We start from the raw sequence: 24219 nt of genomic DNA, 5'->3' as shown, positions 1-24219 counted from the left end.
GTCACAATCGGTTTTTACTGTTTTTTAGAAGGAGATAAAGCTATTTCATATACTTTAACTCCTTGAATCAACTGAGAAAGAACGATTAAAAAGTATATTTTATAGCTGAAAAACAAGAAAAATTTCAGTGATTATGCTATGTGACACCCCAGGGTGCGGAATGTGGGTTACTATATGTTGAGAATTTTTTTGTTTGTGTATTCCCTTGCTTCTCAACCGAGGAAACAACCTACCTCTGGAAACGACTGTTGCATCTACGGTTGGGAAAAAGGTTAAAAGTTAAAGGGCAAAGGTTCTCAATTGTTTTTAACCTTTCCCCTTACCCCTTGCACAAAACCTTGGGTAAGATTAAAGACTGCTACTTACAGCTTTTGGTAAGATGACAAGGAACGGCATCGGTATTCGCACAGCGCAAGTGCGTCAACAACGGGTCACAGGGCAAATTCACGTTTACGATGGTGCAGGCAAAGGTAAATCCCAAGCTGCTTTAGGAGTAGTTTTGCGTTCAATCGGCTTAGGGATCAATACACCGAGCAATTCCAACCGCGTCTTGCTGCTGCGATTTTTAAAAGGGCCAGAACGAGATTATGATGAAGATGGAGCAATTGCTGCCCTTCAGCGGGGATTCCCTCATTTAATTGACCAAGTTCGCACTGGTAGAGCAGAATTTTTTGGCCCAGATGAAATTACACCTTTTGACCGAGCTGAAGCTGCGCGGGGTTGGGATGTGGCAAAAGGTGCGATCGCTTCTGGTTTATATTCGGTTGTAGTCTTAGATGAAATTAACCCAGTCTTGGATTTGGGTTTGTTGTCGGTGGATGAGGTGGTGCGAACGCTCAAATCCAAACCAGAAGAGTTAGAAATTATTGCCACCGGACGCGCTGCGCCCCAACAATTGCTTGATATTGCAGATTTGCACTCGGAGATGAAACCTCATCATCATCCAACCGCAACAGCACTTTTCATAGAAGGTATTGAAATTTATACAGGTGCTGGCAAAGGCAAGTCTACCAGCGCTTTAGGTAAGGCCTTACAAGCCATCGGTCGAGGAATTAATCATCCCGGTTCTACCCGTGTATTGATTATGCAGTGGCTCAAAGGTGGTACTGGCTACACCGAAGATGCAGCCCTAGCAGCTTTACAGCAGTCATACCCAGATGTAGTGGATCACCAACGCTGCGGCCGAGATGCGATTGTTTGGCGTAACTCCCGCCAAGAATTAGACTACGTCGAAGCCGAACGAGGTTGGGAAATCGCTAAAACTGCGATCGCTTCTGGACTTTACAAAACTATTATCCTTGATGAACTCAATCCCACCGTTGATTTGGAATTGCTGCCTGTAGAACCAATTGTCCAAGCTTTACTCCGCAAACCCCGGCACACCGAAATTATCATCACAGGTCGCTGCCAAAATCAACCTGCATACTTTGACTTGGCTAGCGTTCACTCTGAAGTTTACTGCCACAAGCACTATGCCAATCAAGGCGTAGAACTTAAGCGTGGAGTAGATTTTTAAATTAGTCAATAGTCAATAGTCAATGGTCAATACTTTTCGGATTAGCACCTTTGATCTAGAGTTATGGCTGGGATGCATGTTAAAGTTGGTATGGATGAGGCTAGTGATAAAGCGGCTTTCTTTGATCTAGAGTTATGGCTGGGATGCATGTTAAAGGGTAAGGGGAAAGGGGTAAATATCCATCCCTTTCCCTTTTCCCTTTCCCCCTTAACCGAAAGGTATTGAGTCAATGGTCATTAGTCTATTGACTAATGCACATTGCTGCATTTAATTCAATAATTCTTAAGGTATATAAAAAATTTACGTCGAACGTTTGATGAACATTCGAACTTAACCTGTAGAAATATGATTAAGCAATACTGCTGTCATGAATATTATCCGTTCAGATGAGACTGTTTCACGCAACTTAAATTGCGATCGCAATACACAAAAAACCTATGAACAGCGAAATACAGCAAACCCAATACGACAATATCCCTTCGCCAGAAACTGTGTCAGCAATTGAGGGAGCAGATACTGAAAACCTACCAAAGCTTCCGCCAGCTACAGAAACTGAGAGCCAATGGCAAAAAATTGGCAGACAAACATCCTACTTTTTAGCAAATTTGCCCGAATACTTCAATAAATTTTGGGATGCATACAAGCAACCTATCATCAGTCTACTTTGGGTTTTAGCGGCAATTATTGCAGTAAGGGTAATCCTAGCAATACTGGATGCAATCAACGATATTCCGCTTGCAGAACCACTGTTTATTTTGATTGGAATTGGTTACACGACCTGGTTTACTTTTCGCTATCTCATCCTGGCATCAACTCGCCAAGAATTAGCTACAGAAATTGAATCACTCAAAAAGGAATTTTTGAAGAATTCATAGTTAGTAATTCATAATTATTAGTTATAGATTAATTATGAATTATTAGTTTTCCATCTCAATTAGGGTGCGTTATGCCAATAGTCTTTAACGCACCCTAATTTATCAGAATTAATCATCTAAAAATTTGATTTAAATATCAAAAAATATATATATCTTCAGGTAGAGAAAAAATTAATTTGCAATTTAAACACCTCTTAAGATAGTTAGTTTGATATTAACAAACAACTTAATATGTTTCTCAGAATGAATAAATCAAAACAGATTGTTGAAGGGGAAGATAATATTATGACTAATGAAGCGTTTAAAAAAGCAGTGGATTCATCCGAACGCGCTCGGGTAGATGAATACGATCGCCATATCATCCCTGCGGAAACCGCAGCGCGTAAAGAAAGAGAAGGAGAATTATCAGAAAAATGGGTTTAAAACCTCGCCCTTCTAGGGCGACTTTACTTTTGTATGCCTTTAGTTTACCATAGTAGATATAGTTTGGTAAGCACAGTGTTAAAAGCCTACAAGTACAGAATCTATCCGACTGGTGAGCAAGCAATATTGCTTGCTAAGTCGTTTGGATGTGTACGTTGGTTTTACAATCATGCGCTTAACTTAACTAGCGAAACTTACAAAGCGACAGGTAAAGGGTTAAGTCGTAATGACATCATCAACCTGTTACCTTCTTTGAAAAAAGAACATGAATGGCTAACAGAACCTCCTTCCCAATGCTTGCAACAAGTAGCCTTAGATTTGTCTAGTGCGTTTTTGAACTTCTTTGAAAAACGAGCGAAATACCCAAACTTCAAAAAGAAAGGACAAAAGCAATCTATTCGTTTTCCGCAAGGGATAAAGCTAGATGGTGAAAACCTAACACTACCAAAACTAGGTAAAGTCTATTGTAAAGTATCTCGATTACCTGAAGGTAAGTTAAAGTCTGTCACTGTTTCACTGACTCATAGGAGTGAATACTATGCTGCTTGTCTTTACGATGACGGCAAGGATAAGCCTACCTCAACGTCAGAAGGTAAAGCTATTGGCATAGATATGGGGATTAACCATTACGCTATTACATCTGATGGTACTAAGCATGGCAACCCCAAATACTACCGCAAATACGAAATCAAATTAGCCAAAAAACAAAAACAACTTAGCCGCAAGCAGAAAGGAGCTAACAATCGCAATAAAGCACGGATTAAGGTTGCTAAGGTTCACAGCAAAATTACTAGATGTCGTGAAGATTTTCTACACAAACTAAGTCGTAAATTAGTTGACGAAAACCAAGTCGTAGTAGTAGAAAATCTGGCAGTTAAAAACATGGTCAAAAACCACAATCTAGCCAAATCTATTAGTGACGCTGGATGGGGTCAATTCTGCACCATGTTGAAATATAAGGCAGAATGGCAAGGTAAAACATATATTGAAGTTGATAGGTTTTTCCCTAGTTCAAAAACCTGTCATGTTTGCCTCAATCAAGTTAGGAGTTTACCGCTTGATGTAAGATTTTGGACTTGTGAAAACTGCCACACTAAGCACGATAGAGATATCAATGCAGCTTGCTCAATTAGAGATGAAGGTTTACGAATTTTGAGCCAGTCCGGTCTTGACGGTCTCCGTCGTAGAGCAACTGGCGTGGCGGGAGGGCATCTCGCTACCGCTTCTGGACAACGTGTAAGACCATCTAAAGGCACTGCTTTTAGAGGCAATGTTGGGTGAAGGAAGAATCTCCGCCGTTCTACGGCGGGGAGTTGTCAATTACGCTCCTCCAATACTAGTGTAGACTCAGCCGCACGCCCAAATTCTTCTGGCGCATATTGCAGGTGTACTTCCGCACCGGGATAGCGATATGTACCGGGAGTCACAGAACGTACTAAGTAATGAAGGCTGTAGACCCCTGGTTCAAGGTGGTCTGCGTAAGCGACAATGCGATCGCGATATATTGTTCTAAACCCAAGTTCCCAACTGTCAGTTGGTGCTTGTAAAGCAGATGTAGCTGTTTGAAAGCTTTCATCCACTGCTTCAAATCCTGCTGGTAGCGGATCTGCGATCGCCACATGTTCCACAGGATGGTCGGCAATGACTTCTAAACCAATGTCAAAAACTTGACCTGTTTCTAAAGTTAATGGCTTATCCAAGGCGTAAAGACCCGTTTTTTGCAGCACTTTTTCTTCATTCAGACTGCGAATTTCCCGCGTCACCCGTAAACCGTTATACCTACCAGGTTGATTTCCTGGCAAGCGATAGCGATAAGCGATTAAATAATGCAAAGTGCCTTGACTGGATTTTTGCAGTTGCAAATCATGACGCCCACGGGGTAATTTATCCATCGGCACTTTTATCTCTACACTAGGATTGCGGTAGCCTGCAAACTTAGCTTCTCCCAGTTTCTTACCAGCTAATTGCACTGTGGCTACAAAATTTGGTGGTGTGGATTGCAGTTGGGTGTATTCCACCAAAGCAGTTAGTGCTTGAGCATTATCATAGCTCGTTTGCCATGTGCCATCCCGTCGCAGTGCTAAAAGACTTTGCAATAACCTATCGATAACTTCCGGTTTACCCTGCTGGGAAATAAACAAGCGTAATGCTTGTGCTTGCGCTGTCGTAGGTGAATTCATCCATCCCCAGCTACGGGGTAAACTTACAACTGCGGTGCGACCAGTTTCATATATATATTGTTGTAGTTGCTTCAACAGTTCTTGAGATTCATCCTGCCATTCTGGAAACTGGGATAAATACCGCGCTAGTTTAATCTGCGTCACTATATCAAAAGCCTTGCGCTGTTGATAAATATCAGCAAGGAAAGTATTGCGCTTGTCTCCCAATTCTGCCAAAGCTATCAAGGCGTTGAGTTGCATCTGGCTTTTACACGGTTGCTGTTTGCAATACTCATACTGTCCGGGGTTCGCTAAGATTTTCTGCAAATATCCTTTCAAACGAGACACCATTCCAGCATCTATAAAATCAGGAAATACCTGACGTGCTTTCGCTAAAGATTCCGCTGCATAAGCAGAAACCCAAGGATCGGATTTTTCTTGTCCAGGGAAAGCAGCAAAACCACCATCGGCAAGTTGGAGTTTTTGCAATTGCTCGATTGCTTGGGAGGCACGTTTGGTAGGATTAAATTCTGCAAAAGTCTGACCGTATTTTTCTGACAAAGTTTGCAGATTCGCAGCAATCAGCAACTGACTCGCCGCAGGTTCCGCAAAAGGCAAATCATCATCCTGCCAAACTTCCTGTGCTGGTGCTTTAATTTCCGGTATCAGGGTACTCGCTAGCTGAATATCTAAACCACCCTCTTGGAGGATTGTATTTTTCTCGACATTCAGGGGAATCTTTGTTTGATCCCCCCTTAATCCCCCCTTGGAAAGGGGGGAAAGTATATTATTACCCCCCTTTCTAAGGAGGGTTGGGGGGATCGTACCCGTCTCCACAACTTGTTCTGTAATTTCCAGTGGCTTAATTTCCAAAGGTACTTCAAAAGCATCGGCAGCAGTATTATTTAGCTGAGTGGTAAAGCGAATCTTACCTTCTCCCACACTACCTGCAATCATTGGAAAGCGATAAGCACCAGTAGTAGAGACGTTGCATGCAACGTCTCTACAACCGGGTTTACCCTTTGCAAACTGCACTTTACCGCTGAGTTCACCATTAATATTGAGAGTCCCTGTTTTGCCAGTATTGTTAGTTACCGATAAACCAGCTTGGAAGCGATCGCCAGGACGGGCAAATTGTGGCAGTATGGCGTTAGTTAACAGCGGCTTAGTGGTGATAAAAGTTCCTTCACCGTTGCCAAACCGCAGATTTCCATCGGTGGCTACAGCCATTACCCGCCATGTGGTTAAGTCATCTGGTAGTTTAAAGGTAATTTGCGCTTTACCATTATTATCTGTAAGCACAGAGCCATTATAGTAAGCTAAAGCTTGAAAATCTTTGCGGATGCGGGTATTTGCCGCAGCAGCAGATAAGCCACCGCCATATCCCCAACCTTTGGGTTTTTTTATAGATTCTTGTTGTACCACTACCTGTGGTCTATTATCGCTGAAACGGGTGGCGATCGCCTGTTCTGCATAAACTGTGTTCACCAAGTCTGGGGGACGATAGCCAGAAAGCTGTAGCACCGCCTCATTCACCACCATGACTGTAAATTGTCCTTTGCTGGGGTTTCCTTGGTTATCCTTGAGTTCCAGTAGTACCGTTTCCTCTGCACCAGGTTCGAGTGATGCTTGCACTGGAGTGACTTGCACTTTTAAATATTTATCTTCCAAGTTCACTTTAAAAGGTGCAAAGCCAATTTTTACCAACTTATCTACACTTCCTGGTTCCACTTGGTTGAGAGGAACACCCTGTCTTACCAACACAGCTTGTATGGCTGCATTTGGTAACATCTCTGGTGTAACTTGAAACTGAATTTGCGGTGCGCCTCCCTTCACCTTAGTAATTTGTTGATAGAGGGGTTTGTCTTTGATAACAGCAAAGTACAACTCGCCTTCAGGATAGGGAGATTGAATTAAAGCTGTAGCAGTTTCACCTGGTTTGAACTCTTTTTTATCTAGTTTAACTTCTAGGCGAAGCGCTGACGCGCCGCTATCGCTAATGCGTTCTTGTGAACCCCAATATACAGGATTTTCTCCTGTTGCCCAAATTTGTAAATCTGTGGCTGTAGAGACGTTACATGTAACGTCTCTACAATTATCGCTAAAATTAGCTCGAATACGGTATGAACCCGACTCAGTTGGTGTCAAACTAATAGATTGAGAACTGCTACTAGATGTAACTTCTGTTTGTCCTACCGTCTTGTACTCAACTTGATTTTTCGGTGTCTGGCTACCTTCCACTATCTGCGTCACACTACTGTATTTCATTTGTTGCAGTTCCAGACGTACCCGTTGGCCTGATAGTGGTTTTCCTGTAGGATCAGTTACGATAACTTCAATTGGAAAAGCTTTGCCAGCTTCAGCAACAAAATTACTTTTTAACCCGATGAGACGATTACTCGGCAAGGCGGTAAAAGTTTTAGAATTAGCCACAGACAGATTAGAAACATCTGCAACCTCAACATCTATACGATAAGTCATCGGATAGGGTAAATCTTTTGCTACAGTCACAGTTTGTCTGCTGTTACCACTAGCATCCAGTTGAGTATTCGTTTGCAGAACATCGCTAGTTACAGAAGGGGGTTCTTCTGGCCATAACCACTGTCTGCCAAAAGAAAACTCCTCCCAGCCTTTGGGAATAAAATTAGTCTGCTGACGAGTTACGAAATATTTTACTTTCCCTCCTTCTACAGGTGAACCAAATAAATAATTACTGGTAGCGTTAGCCTCAACTTTTTCATTGATAAGGGCAAATTCTTTATCTAAGGAAAGTTCGACTTTAAAATTAGGTGGCTTAAATTCAGCCACTCGAAACTCTCCAGAAATTTCTTGACCATTCTTACCCTTCGCTTGAACTGTGTAGTAGCCTAAAGGTTGAGTTTTCTTGATAGGTAACTCTACAGAAAACGTGCCAAATTCATTCGTTGTTTTAGTGCCTAAGTCTGTTTTTTGTCCATCTGAATTTACCAAAGTTAATTGGTAATCAGAATTTTTATCTTGCTGGATTGTACTATTTTGCAAGTAGTCAGCAAAACCAGTTAACCAAGCCTTCTCACCTGGTTGATATAGTTGTCTATCAGAAAATATTACTCCACGCGATACTGATTTACCATCGTTCCAGTCTGCATCAATACCATAGCCATAAGCACCGCTATATTCTTCTGTGCGAGCAAATGCCCAATCTTGATTTTCACGAGCAATTACTAACAATTGCGGTGCTATTTCAAAAAGTTGCTTACCAGCAAAACATAGACGCAAATCTTCACGCTTTAGCCTGAGAGTGCCATTTTCATCTGTTTTACCAGATGCACAAGGTACAGGTTGAGGACGAGATTTTGCCTCTAATTTTGATTCGTAAATTTGGATATCAGCAGCTTTGACTGGTGAACCATCAGCTAAATGATGTACTCTTATTAAACCTGAATCAGGAAACCACTGGGAAAATACACCCAAATTAGTTAGTTGAACTAAACCATAAGTCGTAGGTTCTCGCCATCGTTCTTTACTATTTTCCTGATATTTATTAGTACGTGCCTGCACTCCATAAGCTAGCATTCCTGTTTGGGAATTTAGCTTTTCTCGTAAAGGCACAGCTATCTCAACAGACTGATTTTTTTTAGCTGCTACTTTGAAACTTTGCCACTCAGATGCTTTAGGTAATAACTCCTTCCCTTCTCCTTTAGGATAAGCAGAATTGAAATATACTAAATCTGTAGGTTGTACTACTCGATAAGCAGCTTTATATTTCGCTTCTGGTAAATTAACAGTAGAAATATTTAACTGCAAATTTTGACCAGCAGGGAAAATATTTAAACCTTCAGGAACCCAGATATCTCCTGCTAAATCTCCGGTGTCATACTTCACTGTGACTGGCTTACCTAAAGTTTGTCCAAACTGGTCTTTAAGATTACCGCCGATAGTAATTGTATAATTAGTCGTTGGTTCTAACGCATAAGGATTAATACTGACAATCTTATCTTTGTCATTGACTTGGATAATTCGCGGGATCGATTTTGGTTCGGGATTAATTTTAATATTTTCAATAGCTGAATCTGCTACTAAGCCGTTATTGAACTCTAGCTGAGGACTACCTTTCACAAATCTACCGTAAGCACCTCCCGCATCTGGCTGTCCATAATATTGAACACCCTTAAATGCCAAAGGTGCGTAAGTACTCACCTTACTAACAAACGCTTTATCACTAGCTAAATTGCCATAAGCTGGTCGTAGTCCTGGAGAAAATTCTAAGCGATAATTGGTAGCTTTTTCTAAACTTTTTTGGGGAATAAGGTTATAAATCCAATTCTGTGCTGATGGGTCAAATTTTTCTAAAGGGTCTTGACTTTCTGTGGGTTTCTCTGCTTTTGCTAATTCCACTTTAAAGCGCACACCCTTGTTTTTACCTTCTGGAATTAGCTGTAAATGCTCTTGAACTGAAGCTAAATCTAATTCTACATTAGAAGTGACTTGCAACGTTGGTTGCAAATCGATTGGTTCAGCTTCTGAATTTTCAACAGGATTCTTACCAGGTAAATTAGTCAGTTTGATAGGTTCGGTGTTAAAAGTCCAAGCCAAATCTTGGTTAAGATGATGATTTTCTAAATCTGCTAAGCCTGCTTTTAGAGTAACTTTAAATCGTGTCGCTTTTGGTAGCGATCGCTCAGCTTGAAATCCTACCATACGCGGTGTTAAAAACCGAAAGTGACCGGGTAAAGGTGGCTCAAGTGCAAATCTCTGTAAAAGTTTCTGCTGTTCGGGACTGTCCAGACTCTCAACAGGAATTAAAGCCTCTTTAAAGCGGATGCGAATTTGGTTAACAGGTGCAGCTTCTCCTATCGGACTTATTTGTTCAATCCAGTCTGGTAACTGTGGTAAAGATAGTGAAGAAACTTCTGGTAGTCTTCCTTTTCCTGAACCGATACCAACTATATTACAGCCTGCTATTCCTGTTACAACTGTGAGGACTAGCAGGAACTTTATCAAAAATTTTATGACCATGCTGAGCATGACCTTAACTATATAATGATTTACATTGATACACTAAATAAGTCTGTTTGTGCCACAAAATTTTTATAAGTTTTAAGAATTAAGTATTATTTAGTTTTTAAAATAATTAATAAGCCACAAAGATGGATTAGACTTATAGCAGCCTTCCACAGGGTAAAAACAAAGAATGGATTTTTCTTGGTGTCTTAGTGTCTTGGTGGTGAAAAAAGAATGATTGAAACACAAAGACACTAAGACACAAAGAGGAAAATTGTCTTCTCTACTAAGATAGTGGTTCGTTTTTTACCCACCTTGACAGGGCCAGTTATTAAAACTTAGAAACTTTACTTGATACAACTATAATCACAACGCAAAAATTAAGGTAAATTTTCCTGGGGAGAGGATTCGCTGATGAAACTAGCGAAAAGATGGCTTATCCAAATTAAGCAGAAAGTTTGGCATCAGTTGAATCGCAAAACCAGCAAAACTATCCTGGCTTTGCTGTTGGTTTGCTTTTTGGTGCGTTTACTGCCGTATTTTACTCCCATCCATGCCGCAGATATTGCCCAATCACAGTTGGCATTGGAATTTAGCGATCGCAATGGGCTACCCTTAGGAACAATACTTACCCGTGACCAAGAGCATACAGCAGTAGTACCACTAAATCAAGTTTCTCCCCAGTTTCTCCATGCCATTCTATCTGCCGAAGATAGCAGATTTTACCATCACGGAGCGCTAGATCTAAAAGCCGCCGCCCGCGCACTTAAAGATGCAATTCACGCTAAAAGAATAGTTTCCGGTGCTTCTACAATTACCATGCAGCTAGCACGGATGTTATACCCAGTTCCCCGCAACCTGTCGGGGAAAATAGCCGAAATTTGGCTATCTTGGCGGTTAGCAGCTGGAATGAATAAAGATGAAATTCTCTCTGCCTATATTAATCGTTTGCCAATGGGTGGGAATGTTTATGGTGTAGAAGCTGCTGCCCGTACCTATTTTTCCACACCAGCAAGTGAATTGAATCTTGCCCAAGCTAGTCTTTTAGCTGCTATCCCCAATAATCCCACTTACTTTGACCCGCTTCAACATTGGGAACGCTTAAAGCAACGACAAAAATACGTCCTCAATCGTATGGTACAAGATGGGTACATTACTCGCTCAATGGCAGAACGCGCATACGCAGAAGAAATTTCGTTTCAGTCTCGCCAAAAGGAAATTATTGCCGCACCACACTTTTTGTTTTGGTTAGCGAGTCAAATGGAGATCCCCCCAACCCCCCTTAAAAAGGGGGGTTGGGGGGATCGTTCCTCTTCCATCCGCACCACTATAAACCGTCCTTTGCAAAAATTTGTAGAAGCGCAAGTACAGCAAGTACTTTCCTCCCTAGCTGCTAATAACGTTCATCATGCAGCTGCTTTGGTAATTAACAACCACACTGGGGAAGTTTTGGCTTATGTTGGTTCGCCTGATTATTTTAATGAAGCAAAGTTGGGGCGTAATGATGGAGTTCAAGCGCTACGTCAACCAGGATCTACCCTCAAGCCATTTTTGTACGAACTAGCTTTGGAAAAAGGTGTGATTCGCCCGAATACGATTTTGGCAGACGTGCCTGCACACTACGCAATTCCAGGCGCAAAACTTTACAGCCCTACAGATTATACCAAAAGTTTTCTCGGGCCTGTGCGGGTGCGGGTGGCGTTGGCGAATTCGCTGAATGTTCCCGCAGTAAGGGTGTTAGAAAAGGTAGGCGTGCAAACTTTTCTGGATCGTCTCCACGAATTGGGGTTTGCACATCTCGATAAATCAGCAGAATACTATGGACTGGGGTTGACTTTAGGTAGCGGCGAAGTCAGCCTTTGGGAATTAGCTAAGGCTTATGTCACTATGGCACGTCAAGGAGAACCCACTCCATTAGTAACTACCATTCCCCATCCCTCCTTCCCTCTTCTCCCATCCCCCTTACCCAAGCACACCACGTGGCAATTGATCGCCGATATACTAAGTGACAATCATGCCCGTGCCACAGCTTTTGGTGTAGACTCAGTTCTAAAGTTGCCCTTCTCAGCCGCTGTAAAGACTGGTACTTCTTCTAATTTTCGCGATACCTGGACGGTTGGCTTTACTACCGATTACACCGTTGCTACCTGGGTAGGCAATTTTGATGGCGATCCGATGCGGCAGGTGTCTGGAGTGACAGGGGCAGCACCATTGTGGAATCGGATTATGTTACACCTACACGAGCATCGCCAACCAGCTGCTTTTTCGCCCCCAGAAGGAATGGTACAGCTACCTATTTGTGCTATCTCTGGGTTAAAACCAACACCAGATTGTGCTTCTGTGGTACAAGAATATCTCTACACAAAAGATATCAACGCCTATGAAAGTCAAAATAATTTCAATTTATTGTCAGAGTATGATGAATGGTTGGCAAAGCAGGGGCAATCTAGTTTTGGTTCTAGCCAACTGAAGATATTATCTCCTCACAATGGTGATTTATTTTTGCTGTATCCCGGCGAAGAAGCCCAGCAAAAATTGGAATTTAAATTAACAGGAACATCATCTGAGATTGTAGAGTGGTGGTTGAATGGTGAAAAGCTTGCTACAAACTCAGCTAATTCTTTATTTTGGACTTTACGACCTGGTAACTGGACTTTGGAAGTAAGAAGTAGCCAGAAAAGCGATCGCGTTAATTTTCAAGTTGAATTAGCTAGCAAAAAACCTACACGTAGAGGGTTTTCTGTTGTCAATTCTCCGGTGTTGCAGCCATCTTCACAATAATTAAGGTGTAACGCCTTAAAATTGCAAAATTGCTCGTGAGGGTCGTCATTAGTCATTAGTCATTAGTCATTGGTCATTGGCCATTAGCTTTTGACAAAGGACAAATGACGGTCTTAACGAAAAAAGTGCAATATGTAAGCGCAACAGCTTAAAACTTCATAAATGATAATTAGCAACAAAAGATGAAATATGGTGCTTTATACTTCGCTACATTTAGTAAAATCAATAGTGTCATGCATCATACAAATTAAAGTTTTCTTTATCGTTTTTCCGGAAACAGTAATTTATCTGGTGTTGATATAGATTGAGGATGAGGACTAAATCATCAATGAATCCATATCTCTTGGCATAATTATTCTGTCATATCAAATAATATGATTTCCGGTTAAATATCCATCTTTAAGACAGATGTGTTCGCTGAACTAAGCTTGTACTATTGACTATACGATTAATTTGATATAATTCATTGTTTTATTTATAACATTGAGGTGAGTAGAATGACTGCTACACAAACAACCTTAACCAACCAAGAACGCAAATCTACTAAAAAGAAAAATTCTTTTCGTAATGTGGATATTGGCACTCCTTTAAAACCTGTGCGCCAACGCCAGCCGAAAAAGCAGGAATGCGAGGTACTCAGCGACTGGTCGCACGCCAGTTAATTGGCATTTAATTCCACTCACAAAGTTGTGATGGGGGCGTCATGCGAGGACGACCATATTGATATAGTCCATCAATATTCAATGCAGCGTTGGAGAAAACAATCCAATCAGTGCGACCCCATTCATCATTTAAGCTACGAATGATACTTCCTTGACCTAGTTTCAACCGTCCCTCTGAATCCCATTTCCATTCAGATTTAGGAATTTCACTCAACTCATTTTCAGTCGATGATATCGTTAGAGCTTCACCTGTAATAAGATTACCATTAACCTCACCCCTGAGACAGACAAAACTATCGGAGTGAGGATAACCATAATACCCATCAATGCGACTATCTACTTTGGTGAAGTTTAGACAAACTCCAGCCCCATCTCGCCAGTCCTTCGGATCGGGTTGACTGCAAAACTGATATTTACCATCTGCTAAAGTTGCGATCGCTGTCTGAGTTTTTGCTTTTTTGTTGACTGGTATTGATGTTGATTGAGCTGCAACATTAGTTAACATCCCTAATAAAGCTGCAAAGACCACAATCAACCCAGAAATCTTGCTTGTAGTTAGCATGATCTCACCTCCATCCTCTGGGAGGTCAGAATTTTTGTCATTGGTCATTTGTTAATTTTTATCTATTCCAGACAACAAACAACTAACAACAAATAACATTTTCTTAATAGACTGGTGCTGCTGTGGTAGCTAACCATATGCACAACACCAAAATCAGTACAGTAATTTTGACAATTAAGTAAATACTACTATTAGATACAAGAATATCATGCATTATCTACACCTCCCTTTGCTGCTCGTTAGAGCTTTTTGAGGCGTTTATTTGCTCAAGAAAGCAGAGGTTGCTTTTCTGCCTGACCTCTTATTTTCTCTTATCTCTATTTTCTAACAAATTAATTAAAAAAGTATAGGACAAAGTAGCGTTTTTATGTTTATCTCACTGTTAAGCCTACTGTTGAACACTGCCAGATTCAGTTAATTTATATTTCCTTATCCATACAATAATTAATAAACTTCATTCCCCGTAGCTCAACCTCTTGTTGCTTGATTACTTGAAATCCTCTGCGCTCAAAAAATCCTTTGGCAGTGATACTTGCTTCCGTAAATAACCTTTTGATTCCCAATTCTTTGGCTTTCGTCTCGATCGTATTTAAAAGCTGACTGCCTACCCCCATCCCTTGAAAATCCTGATGGCAATAAAAACAATCTATATGTCCATTCGTTTCTAGTTGAGCAAACCCAACTATTTTCCTATCAATTTCAGCTACATAAGTCATTTTGGAATGCAAGTTTTGATTCCACCTTTGATAATCCATATCTTCAGGTGCCCATGCATCTACTTGTTCTTGGGTATAATCTCGAATATTAATATTGTGAACAGTGTCATAAAACAATTGCATGATTTCTTGGGTATCATTGTTATGGAATATTCTGATGTTCATAACATTTCTTCATGCTGAAAGTATCTAAATATTAATTATGGTGCTTCCATCTCTAATAAAGCTTAAAATTTTGAGAACTTAGGCAGATTAATTGCTCTCTAACTTGGTAGGAGCAAATACCATGATTCCCCGCAGCAACATTCGTAATATCGGCATTTCTGCTCACATCGATGCCGGAAAAACCACCCTTTCTGAACGGATTCTGTTTTATACGGGCAAAATCCACAAGATGGAGGAAGTGGGCGGTGATGGTGATGGTGCAACAATGGATTACATGGAACTAGAGCGTGAAAAGGGTATTACCATCACCTCAGCTGCAATCACCTGCTTTTGGAATGATACACAAATCAACCTCATTGACACCCCTGGTCATGTGGACTTTACGATTGAAGTAGAGCGATCGCTGCGTGTACTGGATGGGGCAATCATGGTACTGGATGGGGTTGCAGGGGTGCAGTCCCAAACCTACACAGTAGACAGGCAAATGAAGCGCTATGGCGTGCCGCGTATCGCTTTTATTAATAAACTGGATCGAGTTGGTGCAAATCCATTTCGAGTGGTAGAAGCACTCCAGGAAAAATTATTACTCAACCCCGTAGTATTGCAATATCCCATTGGCTTGGAGGATCGGTTTGAAGGAGTCATTGATTTAATTGAGATGAGTGCAAACTACTTTGAGGGTAAAAATGGGGAACAACGAGTTAAAAAGCCCATTCCAGCAGAATTACAGGCGCAAGCACTTTCCTCACGAGAAAAGCTTCTCGATCAAATATCTATCCACTCGGAAGAGATGATGACAAAGTTACTCAGCGGCGAAGAAGTACCCGCACAAATGATTTGGGATACGATTCGTCAGGGAACTTTGAACTTGGAATTTACGCCAGTGTTGATGGGTTCGGCGTTTAAAAATAAGGGCGTGCAAAATTTACTGGATGCGATCGCCCTATATTTACCCTCGCCTCTCGAAAGGCAAGTCGTTACTGCTACAGATGTCTCCACAGAAAAAGAAGTAAAAATTTATCCCGATCCTGCCGCTCCTGTGGTAGCATTTGCTTTCAAACTAATTGATAGTGAGTTTGGGACGCTGACTTACACTCGTCTGTATTCAGGTACTCTCAAAAGCGGCGATCGCCTTTACAATAGCCGCACAAAAAAACAGGTGCGTGTGAATCGACTAGCCAGAATTGAGGTAGATAAGCGTCAAGAAGTAGAATCTGCAACAGCTGGCGATATTGTTGGATTAATCGGGGTTGACTGTGCCTCTGGTGATACCCTTTGTTCTGTAGGCACGAACCTTTCCCTGGAAGGAATATTTGTACCGGAACCAGTCATGACGATCGCCATTACTCCCAAAAGCCAAGAAGATATAGATCGTATTTCCAAGGCTTTGCACCGTTTTGTTCGAGAAGATCCCACCTTGCACGTCAGCACCGATCCAGAATCGCACAAAACCCTGATGTCGGGCATGGGTGAATTGCATCTGGAAATCTACTTAGAGCGGATGAAAAGAGAATACCACGCCGAGGTTTATGTCGGTGCACCCGCCGTTGCTTATCGCGAAACGATCGCCCAGCCTGCAAATTTTGATTACACCTTCAAGAAACAAACCGGCGGTGCAGGACAATATGCTCATGTGATCGGTCGCCTAGAACCCTGTGAAGAATCGTTTGTATTTGAGAACCGGGTAGTCGGGGGTGCGATTCCCACTCAGTTTATTCCCGCCTGCGAACAAGGATTTCGAGATGCACTCAAAACCGGATGGCTGAAAGGTTATCCAATTATTGGAGTGAAAGTAATTCTTAAAGGCGGTTCTCATCATCCTATTGATTCTTCAGAGATAGCCTTTCGAGTTGCAGCCAGACAAGGCTTTGAAGAAGCATTTGCCCAAGCAAAACCAACGCTACTCGAACCGATGATGTTGTTGGAAGTAGAGACACCAAGCCAATTTTTGGGACGCATCCAAGGAAAGTTGTTATCGCGTCGTGCCTTGTTGCTGGGTTCACAAACCAGAGACAATGACGTAGTAATTAGAGCAGAAGTACCCTTAGCAGAGATGTTTGGCTATTCTACAGAATTGCGATCGCTTTCTCAAGGCATGGCGACTTTTTCAATGGAGTTTGCAGAATATCGACCCTTACCAGAAAATCTACTCGGTGATGTGCGATGACATCCCAGCCCCCAAGTACATAACTCCGCGCCCCTCTGCGCTAACCTCTGCGTGCCTCTGCGTTAAAAAAAGTGAAGATTGGTGAAGCGATCGCCTTAATTGAAGACGCAAGAAAAACTGAGGGAAATGGTAGCTTCCCTCAGTTAACAGGTGGAGGATATTTTATTCCTATTTTTCTGGCTCTAGCACCTTTTCATACAAGACCTTTCCAGTAATATCGTGAATTCTTACTGTCAACTGACCTTGACGATTTACCTCTGCTGAACCAAAAGAATGGAAATTGGGAGGTGGTGAATTTTGGGGAAGTTGTGGTGTTTCACTTCCTGGAGCTGAGATAAATTCATACTTAGAGCCAAAACTGGGATCTAATTCATTGGGAAGGATTGAAGTCTTGAAAAACTGCCCGTTCAGGTTCATAGGAGATGGCGGCGGGATAGTGTACATCTGCCGTAATCACAACAATATTCTTGATCCCTTCATCTTTAATAAATTTGAGTAATTTGCTCAACTGGACTTCACGACCCAAAACTTCTGGCAAACCTTGACCCCAGGCATCGCGATCGCTAGTTCCCCCCGTAACAATAGACAGAGGATCGTGAGACGAAATTACCTTCCAAGTTGCTTGGGAAGCCTTTAAGTTCTGTTTGAGCCATTCAAACAAGCTCTCTTTCGCGTCAACAAAGCAAATTAGGAATAAACTCTCGCCCTCTGCTTCAGCAAGCTAGACATTTAGCCACGACGTTCCCAAGGACCCCAGATAGCAAACGTGATACCGGGGGTCTGAATATTTACAAAGAGTGTTCTACCGTCTGGTGAGAAGCAAGCACCAGCGAATTCATTGTCAGCTAATTGGTCTTTGATAGTGGGGTCAGAGCTATTTGCGAAGATAATATTCTTGGCAAACTGATATACTTCACCTTCCCGGTTAACGCCCACAACATATTGCTCTCCGCCACCGTCTTCGCACAAAAACAGGTCTCCAAAGGGAGCTACGGTAATGTTGTCGGGTTCATCTAGTAGTTCTCCGCTAGGTTCCGCCTCAATCAGTAACGTAATTGTCTCTGCCATTGGGTCATAAACCCAAACTTGACCGTTACCTCGCGTACCATCTACAGCAGGCGGGCCTCCCTGAGTGGCGGTGAAATAAATCAAACCGTTACCATACCAGACTCCTTCACCCCGGAAGAAGATTGCTGCACCCTTGGATTGAGCTTCGTACCGGACTCCCAGCCCCTTCTCTTTGTTTTCCTCGTCAGGATCAACATTATCAATCTTGACCCACTCCACAGACATTGGCATACCAACAGGAACTAACCCAACAGAAGCGCCAGGGTTATTGGGATTATTTGAAGTATTCAGTGTCGGTCGATCTCGAATTTTTAAGGCGTAGAGGGTTCCGCCTTGGGCTAATTGTCCAGGCTTACTCACTTTGCCTACAGCAGGAACGAAACGATAAAAACAACTATCTCCACGATCCTCTGTTTCGTAAATGTAGCCAGTCTTTGGATCTACTGCGATCGCCTCATGGCTGAAGCGTCCCATTGCTTTGAGAGGTATGGGATCTGCCAAACCTATTGCTGCTTTAGCAGGAACTTCAAAATTATAGCCGTGCCGCACAACACCTAAATCGCCCTTGTTGAAAGTTTCTTCACAGCTGATCCAACTTCTCCAAGGAGTTGGGCCACCAGCGCAGTTACGAATTGTGCCAGCTAGAGAGGCAAAGTGTCTGATTACCTGACGATTAGATCCTAATACAAGAGTAGTAGTACCACCCGCATTGATTTGGTTGTACTTCTTATCAGATGGTGCAATTACTCCATAACTGGTATTCTTAAACTCCTTTTCATCCGGGTCTAGCTCGTGGTTCCGAACCAATATAATAGTGTTTTTGGGGCCAGGGAAAGCTGCCATACCATCATGGTCAGCTGGAACTAGATTACCATCACTCATTGGTTGCCCGGTAATTGAGAGCGCACGATAGTTGAACCTGGGTGGGAGTGCCAACATGGGTTCTTTACTTAAGTCGCCATAGATAGTGGTCGTGAGTTCATCTGCATTCACAGGCAGCTTAGGTTCTAATGAACCATAGCCAATGCCCTGTGTAACCTGACCACGAGCAACCCTTGCATAAAAAGCTTCTAGAGGAGAAAACATCGTCACACTAGCAGCCGATACACCAGCTAGTGTTAAAAATTTACGTCGGGAGAAAGCCACTGAACTCTTAATCCTGTTAATTACAAAACCTTTCTCCGTGAAAATCTACCAATCTAGGGTTAACACCAAGTGAAGAGGCAGTTAAATAAAAAGCATTTATTTAAAATTTTATTGATTTTACGCTTTATTTGCGCTATTTTAACGATTTATCTCTTTATATATTTTAAAATTACAATTATACGCGCGTTATCATGTCGCGTGTATTAATTGAATACTTAATAGGAACAGATTTAGCTGATAGATAGTTGATTGTAATGAAGATATCATCGACAAAAACTACAAAAACCACTCCAGCAACTTTCAGAATTTGGCATGTTGCTATGGATTGAGCAACTCAAAATCCTTCGTTATCACCAAAGTTTCAATATCTTGTTTCCACAATCCTCATGAGGTCATACAATAACTTCTGGGAGTTTGCTTACATAAAGAATCCTAGAGTTATGTAAAAGCCTGTATCAAAGTTTCTGTCAAAAACACTAGAAAACAGAAATACTGAATAAAGAATACAAGCTTTTACTTTCTTTGCGTATAATTTATACACTTATGAGCTTGAAATTAACAGTACAGTATTGATGCATAAATATAACTGTGACAAATCACTGAGTAAATTCTTTGACAAAAATATACACACACCTAAATATGTAAACATGAGAAAAATACAGTCTTGAAATATGGCTTGACTTTGGATACATCCTTGCTGGAGAATTTTTCCGTTGCTTGAAGAAAACCACACACAATTTAAGTCTAAGAAGGCAAACTTATTTTTTCCAAAGGGTAAAATACTGAACTGGTACCCTACTCTATAGTGCTTGCATATAGGATACAGAAAAGATTGCCTAACTTTTCTACCTGATTCTCCAAGTAGTACAAGAATAAATTAATTGCTGAGAGAGAAAAATATTCGCAACAAGTGTGAGGGATGTAGGTATATAGTTTAAAATCAATTAACTAAAATTATATTGATTCACTTGCATTGACAAAATTTGTATAATATTTTACTTGATGTTTACAGATTTCCTTAAAACAAATGTTAAATTATGTTAAATTATGAAAGCGAATCCAAGTAATAATTTGGAATGAACACACTAAGGAAATTTACAAATGTCTAGGCAAATTTCTCATCAGAGAAAGTTTTTACGGGTTGTAAATGGCGGAGTAATGAGAATAACTGAGATTTTGAAGAAAACACTGGAATTTTGCCGCATTAGCTTATTAGAATCTGTACCCTTTTTAATTGCTTGTGCAGTATTTCTAAGCATTATTGCTCTCAAAAGCCCTATTTTAATATTCTGCTTACTCTTGGGCAGTTTAATCGCAGTAGTAATGCACCAAATAGGACAACAGGTGCATCTGCCAAAAAAATATATTCTCGTGTTACAAATTTTAGCAGTAGCTGTTATTCTCAGTGCGTTTTGGTTAGACTATTTTGCAGCCCCTGCACAAGCGCAGTTTTTTAAGAAAGCTGAAGATTTTTTCACAAATACTTTAACACAAGGTGAAACAACAGGCGCAAATACCCAAGCAGCAGTAAGTTTAATATTCAACGTCTTACGCGCACTTTACTTACTCTATATAGCTGTTTCCTTGATAGGTGTTATTAATGCAGTTCGTAAAGATGAAGATTGGCAAAGTGTCGCTAGAACTCCCTTATTAGTCGTTGTTGCTGTCACTATTGCTGATGTACTCACGGGCTTTGTGATTGGTGATAGCAGTACGAACTAATTCATCTCAACCCAAGATGAAGGAAGAATAGCTGATAAATTCGCCATGTCTCAAGAGCCAGAAAAAGATTTTCGACCTGTAAATCAAATTTTGGGAACTCAACCTTCCTTAGGGCCAATTCCTGCCGATCAAGTCCTGCCGTGGACAGTAATTGCCTTAACAGCCTACTTTATTATAAATGGCATTTTTGGAGGCTTTTTTAAAGATGAGTTTCAAAAATGGTTGTGGACGGCGCTAATTGCTGGTTGGGGAATGGCAACTTGGTGGATATTAACTGGTGGTAGGAGTTGGCGGTTTTTAAGTAAATTTATTGGTGTTCCTAATTGGACTAGAGGCTTTGCTCGTTATCAAAGCTTACTGGAAATTAGCCATGAAGCAAAAAATCGGAAAACAAAGCGTCGGCGTCGCCGGAAGCGAAACTAGATTCACACCCTTTGAAGATGCTTTAAATTTGGCGACAATGTTACGCGTCTCACTTAGCGGACGTGACATCGGCGCTTACATTTTGACAAAAGGAAACCAAAAAGACAGGTTTTGCTTCGTTTTTGGTTTCGATTGCCAAGGTATTCACACTACATTAAGACCGGAACAAATCAATACAATTTTTAATAACATTGAAGCTGGTTTAAAAGATATCCCCAGTGGCGAAAGAATGACATTGCATTTGGGGTCTTTTAGTTCAGACAAACAGCGCCAAAAAGAACTAGCATCTCTGGTTAAGCACGCACCATCACCAGATATAAAATATTTGCTGCTGTCAGAACGAGCAAGAGTGCAAGAACTAACTCGTGCTGGTATTCGCAAGCCAAAATTTTTGCGGATTTATGTTACTTATACAATTGAACCAGATACTACAAATACAGATGATTGGATCGAGAAACTTTTAGCTAAAGGTGAGTTGTGGTGGTTGAAATTCAAAGGTGATATCGCAGAAGTAGAAAACCAGCGGATCGAAACCATTATTAACAATGCATACAAAAATGGTTTTTGTCGCTGGGAACAGCTTTTATCTAACAAAATGGGATTAGATATCAAACCTTTGACTGCGGAGGAACTTTGGGGAGAAGCTTGGAAAAGATTTAACGATACGCAACCAATAGAGATTCCGCAATTAATCACTTTAGATGAAAATGGACTACACGAACAAGCTTATTCAGATTTAGCTAGTACAAAATTACTGGTAGATAATATTCACAGTACAACTTTGCTAATTGAGTCAGAGGTACCTTGTGCCGATCGCCGCTGGGTTCACGTTAATAATAACTATATTGGCGTGATGAGTTTTATGGAAAAACCCGGTGGCTGGGCAAACAAATCTTCTCAATTGCGTTATTTATGGGAATTGCTGGCTAGAGAGAATGTCATAGATACAGAGATTTTTTGCCAACTGACAGCAGCAAATCCAGCAATAGTAAAAACTACACTGCAACGAGTGCTGAAACAGTCAAATATGACGGCTCTTTTGGCACAGGAAAAAAGTAGAACTATAGATGTCAGCGCTCAATTAAAGCTAAGAAAATCGGTAGCAGCACAAGAGCAATTATATGAAGGTGCTGTGCCGATTTATGCGGGTATAGCGATTTTGGTACATCGTCGCAGTGCAGAAAAATTAGATGAAGCGACAAGATACATTGAAAACTGTTTTCAACGTCCTGCACGGGTAATTAGAGAAACAGAGTATGCCTGGAAAATCTGGTTGCAAACTTTACCAATAGTTTGGGAAGGTTTGTTAGCAAGACCTTTCAACCGTCGCCAGTTATATTTAACAAGTGAAGTACCTGGATTAATGCCTTTAGTGCTAACTAAAGGAGGTGACAGACAAGGCTTTGAATTGATCGCCGAAGAAGGAGGAACACCTGTACACCTGGATTTGTTTAACCAGCATAAAAATTTAGCACTATTTGCAACAACTCGTGCTGGTAAATCGGTATTGGTGTCAGGGATTTTGACTCAGGCTTTGGCTTATAATATTCCTGTAGTGGCGTTGGACTTTCCCAAACCCGATGGCACATCTACCTTCACCGACTACACACACTTTATGGAGGAGAATGGAGCCTATTTTGATATTTCCAAACAATCGAATAACTTGTTTGAACAACCAGATTTGCGCTCATTAGATCCAGAACAACAGCGCGATCGCATGTTGGATTATGTCGCCTTCCTAGAATCAGCCTTAATGACAATGGTTTTAGGCTCGTCCAGCGAAAATCAACTCTTGTCGCAAACAGTGCGATCGCTCCTCAACTTAGCTTTAGGAGCCTTCTTTACTGATGAAGGTATCAAAGAGCGATATAAACTAGCAATAGCTGGAGGATTCGGTAGCCCAGCCTGGCAGAAAACCCCGACTTTAAGAGACTTTCTGTATTTCTGTTCGCCAGAACACTTGGAGTTAGATTCCATCGGAGGTAGAGTTGAAGATGCTCTCAGTCAAATTCACCTACGCTTGCGATTTTGGCTTTCTAGCCGAGTAGGTAAAGCAATTTCTGCACCCTCTAGCTTTCCCACCGATGCCCAACTTTTAGTATTTGCTCTGAGAAACTTATCAGATAGTGAAGACGCAGCAGTGCTATCGTTGAGTGCCTATTCAGCAGCATTACGACGCGCATTAAGCAGTCCAGCTTCCATATTCTTCATCGATGAAGCACCAATTTTATTTGAATTCGACCAAATATCAGACTTAGTTGGTAGAATTTGTGCTAACGGTGCTAAAGCTGGAATTAGAGTTATTTTATCAGCACAAGACCCTGATACAATCGCCAGATCCAAAGCATCATCGAAAATATTACAAAACTTGACCACACGATTAATTGGTCGGATTCAGCCAGTTGCAGTTGATAGTTTCACAAGCATTTTAAAATATCCTCGCGAAGTTATTGCTCGCAATGCGACTGAAAGCTTTTTTCCACGTAGAGAGGGTATATATAGCCAATGGCTGTTAGATGATAACGGAATTTATACCTTTTGCCGCTACTACCCAGGTTACGAACAATTGGCAGTAGTTGCTAACAATCCCCAAGAACAAACTGCACGTCAAAAAACTATGCAAGAATATAACGATAAATATGAAGCAGTTTCTGTATTTGCACGTCAGCTAGTAGCATCACTGCGCGGTGGTGTATAGCGGAGGATAAATTAATGATTTTAAAAATTTGGCATAAAGTTTTTTAATACCATAAATGAACACAGATAATTAATCTGTGTTTATCTGTGTGCATCTGTATTCGCATTTCCAAAACTCTATTTTGCTATCAAAAAAGCTTAATATAGCACACAA

16 protein-coding genes are annotated in these 24219 nt (G+C 41.2%); 11 read left to right on the top strand and 5 right to left on the bottom strand.

Annotated elements, in window-relative coordinates; translation table 11 throughout:
• Nucleotides 1–379: 379 nt before the first annotated feature.
• The 4 genes from HXY43_RS17220 (at nucleotide 380) to HXY43_RS17205 (ending at nucleotide 4095) form a co-directional block, all read left to right on the top strand.
• Nucleotides 380–1516, top strand: coding sequence for a cob(I)yrinic acid a,c-diamide adenosyltransferase (locus HXY43_RS17220; protein WP_026732896.1), 1137 nt, complete (start codon nucleotides 380–382; stop codon nucleotides 1514–1516).
• 437 nt (nucleotides 1517–1953) lie between these two features.
• Nucleotides 1954–2391, top strand: a complete 438-nt coding sequence (locus HXY43_RS17215; RefSeq protein ID WP_290885133.1) for a CAAD domain-containing protein — start codon at nucleotides 1954–1956, stop codon at nucleotides 2389–2391.
• Nucleotides 2392–2676: 285 nt separating this feature from the next.
• On the top strand, nucleotides 2677–2814 hold the full coding sequence (locus HXY43_RS17210; RefSeq protein WP_290885141.1) for a hypothetical protein: 138 nt from the start codon (nucleotides 2677–2679) through the stop codon (nucleotides 2812–2814).
• A 75-nt stretch (nucleotides 2815–2889) separates the two neighbouring features.
• The gene (locus HXY43_RS17205) at nucleotides 2890–4095 is read left to right on the top strand and encodes an RNA-guided endonuclease TnpB family protein (protein WP_290885130.1); all 1206 of its coding nucleotides are present in this window, start codon (nucleotides 2890–2892) and stop codon (nucleotides 4093–4095) included.
• A 35-nt stretch (nucleotides 4096–4130) separates the two neighbouring features.
• On the opposite strand, the gene HXY43_RS17200 is transcribed toward HXY43_RS17205, so the two are convergent.
• Nucleotides 4131–9971, bottom strand: coding sequence for an alpha-2-macroglobulin (locus HXY43_RS17200; protein WP_290885128.1), 5841 nt, complete (start codon nucleotides 9969–9971; stop codon nucleotides 4131–4133).
• Between the two features lie 399 nt (nucleotides 9972–10370).
• Here HXY43_RS17200 and pbpC point away from each other — a divergent pair, with 399 nt between their 5' ends.
• Both pbpC and HXY43_RS17190 read left to right on the top strand, forming a co-directional pair.
• Entirely contained in the window at nucleotides 10371–12737 is a 2367-nt protein-coding gene (pbpC, locus tag HXY43_RS17195; RefSeq protein WP_290885126.1) for a penicillin-binding protein 1C, read from the top strand.
• Between the two features lie 497 nt (nucleotides 12738–13234).
• Complete coding sequence (locus HXY43_RS17190; protein WP_197036006.1) at nucleotides 13235–13399, top strand: hypothetical protein; 165 nt, start codon at nucleotides 13235–13237, stop codon at nucleotides 13397–13399.
• A 7-nt stretch (nucleotides 13400–13406) separates the two neighbouring features.
• On the opposite strand, the gene HXY43_RS17185 is transcribed toward HXY43_RS17190, so the two are convergent.
• Together HXY43_RS17185 and HXY43_RS17180 are read right to left on the bottom strand one after the other, a co-directional pair.
• Entirely contained in the window at nucleotides 13407–13961 is a 555-nt protein-coding gene (locus HXY43_RS17185; protein WP_026731902.1) for a hypothetical protein, read from the bottom strand.
• Nucleotides 13962–14380: 419 nt separating this feature from the next.
• Nucleotides 14381–14842 (bottom strand): GNAT family N-acetyltransferase, encoded by a 462-nt coding sequence (locus HXY43_RS17180; RefSeq protein ID WP_026731903.1) that lies wholly within the window; start codon nucleotides 14840–14842, stop codon nucleotides 14381–14383.
• Nucleotides 14843–14963: 121 nt separating this feature from the next.
• Here HXY43_RS17180 and fusA point away from each other — a divergent pair, with 121 nt between their 5' ends.
• Together fusA and HXY43_RS17170 are read left to right on the top strand one after the other, a co-directional pair.
• Nucleotides 14964–17009, top strand: coding sequence for an elongation factor G (gene fusA / locus HXY43_RS17175; protein ID WP_290885122.1), 2046 nt, complete (start codon nucleotides 14964–14966; stop codon nucleotides 17007–17009).
• Nucleotides 17010–17080: 71 nt separating this feature from the next.
• On the top strand, nucleotides 17081–17224 hold the full coding sequence (locus HXY43_RS17170; RefSeq protein WP_290885120.1) for a hypothetical protein: 144 nt from the start codon (nucleotides 17081–17083) through the stop codon (nucleotides 17222–17224).
• A gap of 155 nt (nucleotides 17225–17379) precedes the next feature.
• Here the strand turns inward: HXY43_RS17170 and HXY43_RS17165 are convergent, their stop codons facing one another.
• Together HXY43_RS17165 and HXY43_RS17160 are read right to left on the bottom strand one after the other, a co-directional pair.
• Entirely contained in the window at nucleotides 17380–17670 is a 291-nt protein-coding gene (locus HXY43_RS17165; RefSeq protein ID WP_290885118.1) for an alkaline phosphatase D family protein, read from the bottom strand.
• A gap of 68 nt (nucleotides 17671–17738) precedes the next feature.
• Nucleotides 17739–19223, bottom strand: coding sequence for an alkaline phosphatase PhoX (locus tag HXY43_RS17160; protein WP_290885115.1), 1485 nt, complete (start codon nucleotides 19221–19223; stop codon nucleotides 17739–17741).
• A 1101-nt stretch (nucleotides 19224–20324) separates the two neighbouring features.
• Between HXY43_RS17160 and HXY43_RS17155 the strand changes: the two genes are divergently transcribed.
• The 3 genes from HXY43_RS17155 to HXY43_RS17145 are packed head-to-tail and all read left to right on the top strand — an operon-like array spanning nucleotide 20325 to nucleotide 24066.
• Nucleotides 20325–20945 (top strand): hypothetical protein, encoded by a 621-nt coding sequence (locus HXY43_RS17155; protein WP_290885112.1) that lies wholly within the window; start codon nucleotides 20325–20327, stop codon nucleotides 20943–20945.
• A gap of 45 nt (nucleotides 20946–20990) precedes the next feature.
• Nucleotides 20991–21368: a hypothetical protein gene (locus HXY43_RS17150; protein ID WP_026731908.1), complete on the top strand. Its 378-nt coding sequence runs from the start codon at nucleotides 20991–20993 to the stop codon at nucleotides 21366–21368.
• Nucleotides 21316–24066 (top strand): hypothetical protein, encoded by a 2751-nt coding sequence (locus tag HXY43_RS17145; protein WP_290885109.1) that lies wholly within the window; start codon nucleotides 21316–21318, stop codon nucleotides 24064–24066. The genes HXY43_RS17150 and HXY43_RS17145 overlap by 53 nt, the downstream gene beginning before the upstream one ends.
• The last annotated feature ends 153 nt before the right edge of the window (nucleotides 24067–24219 follow it).

This window comes from Fischerella sp., from assembly GCF_013388695.1.
Lineage (GTDB): Bacteria > Cyanobacteriota > Cyanobacteriia > Cyanobacteriales > Nostocaceae > PCC9605.
Note: the sequence above shows the minus strand (reverse complement) of the source record. Positions and strands in the feature narration are given on the sequence as shown.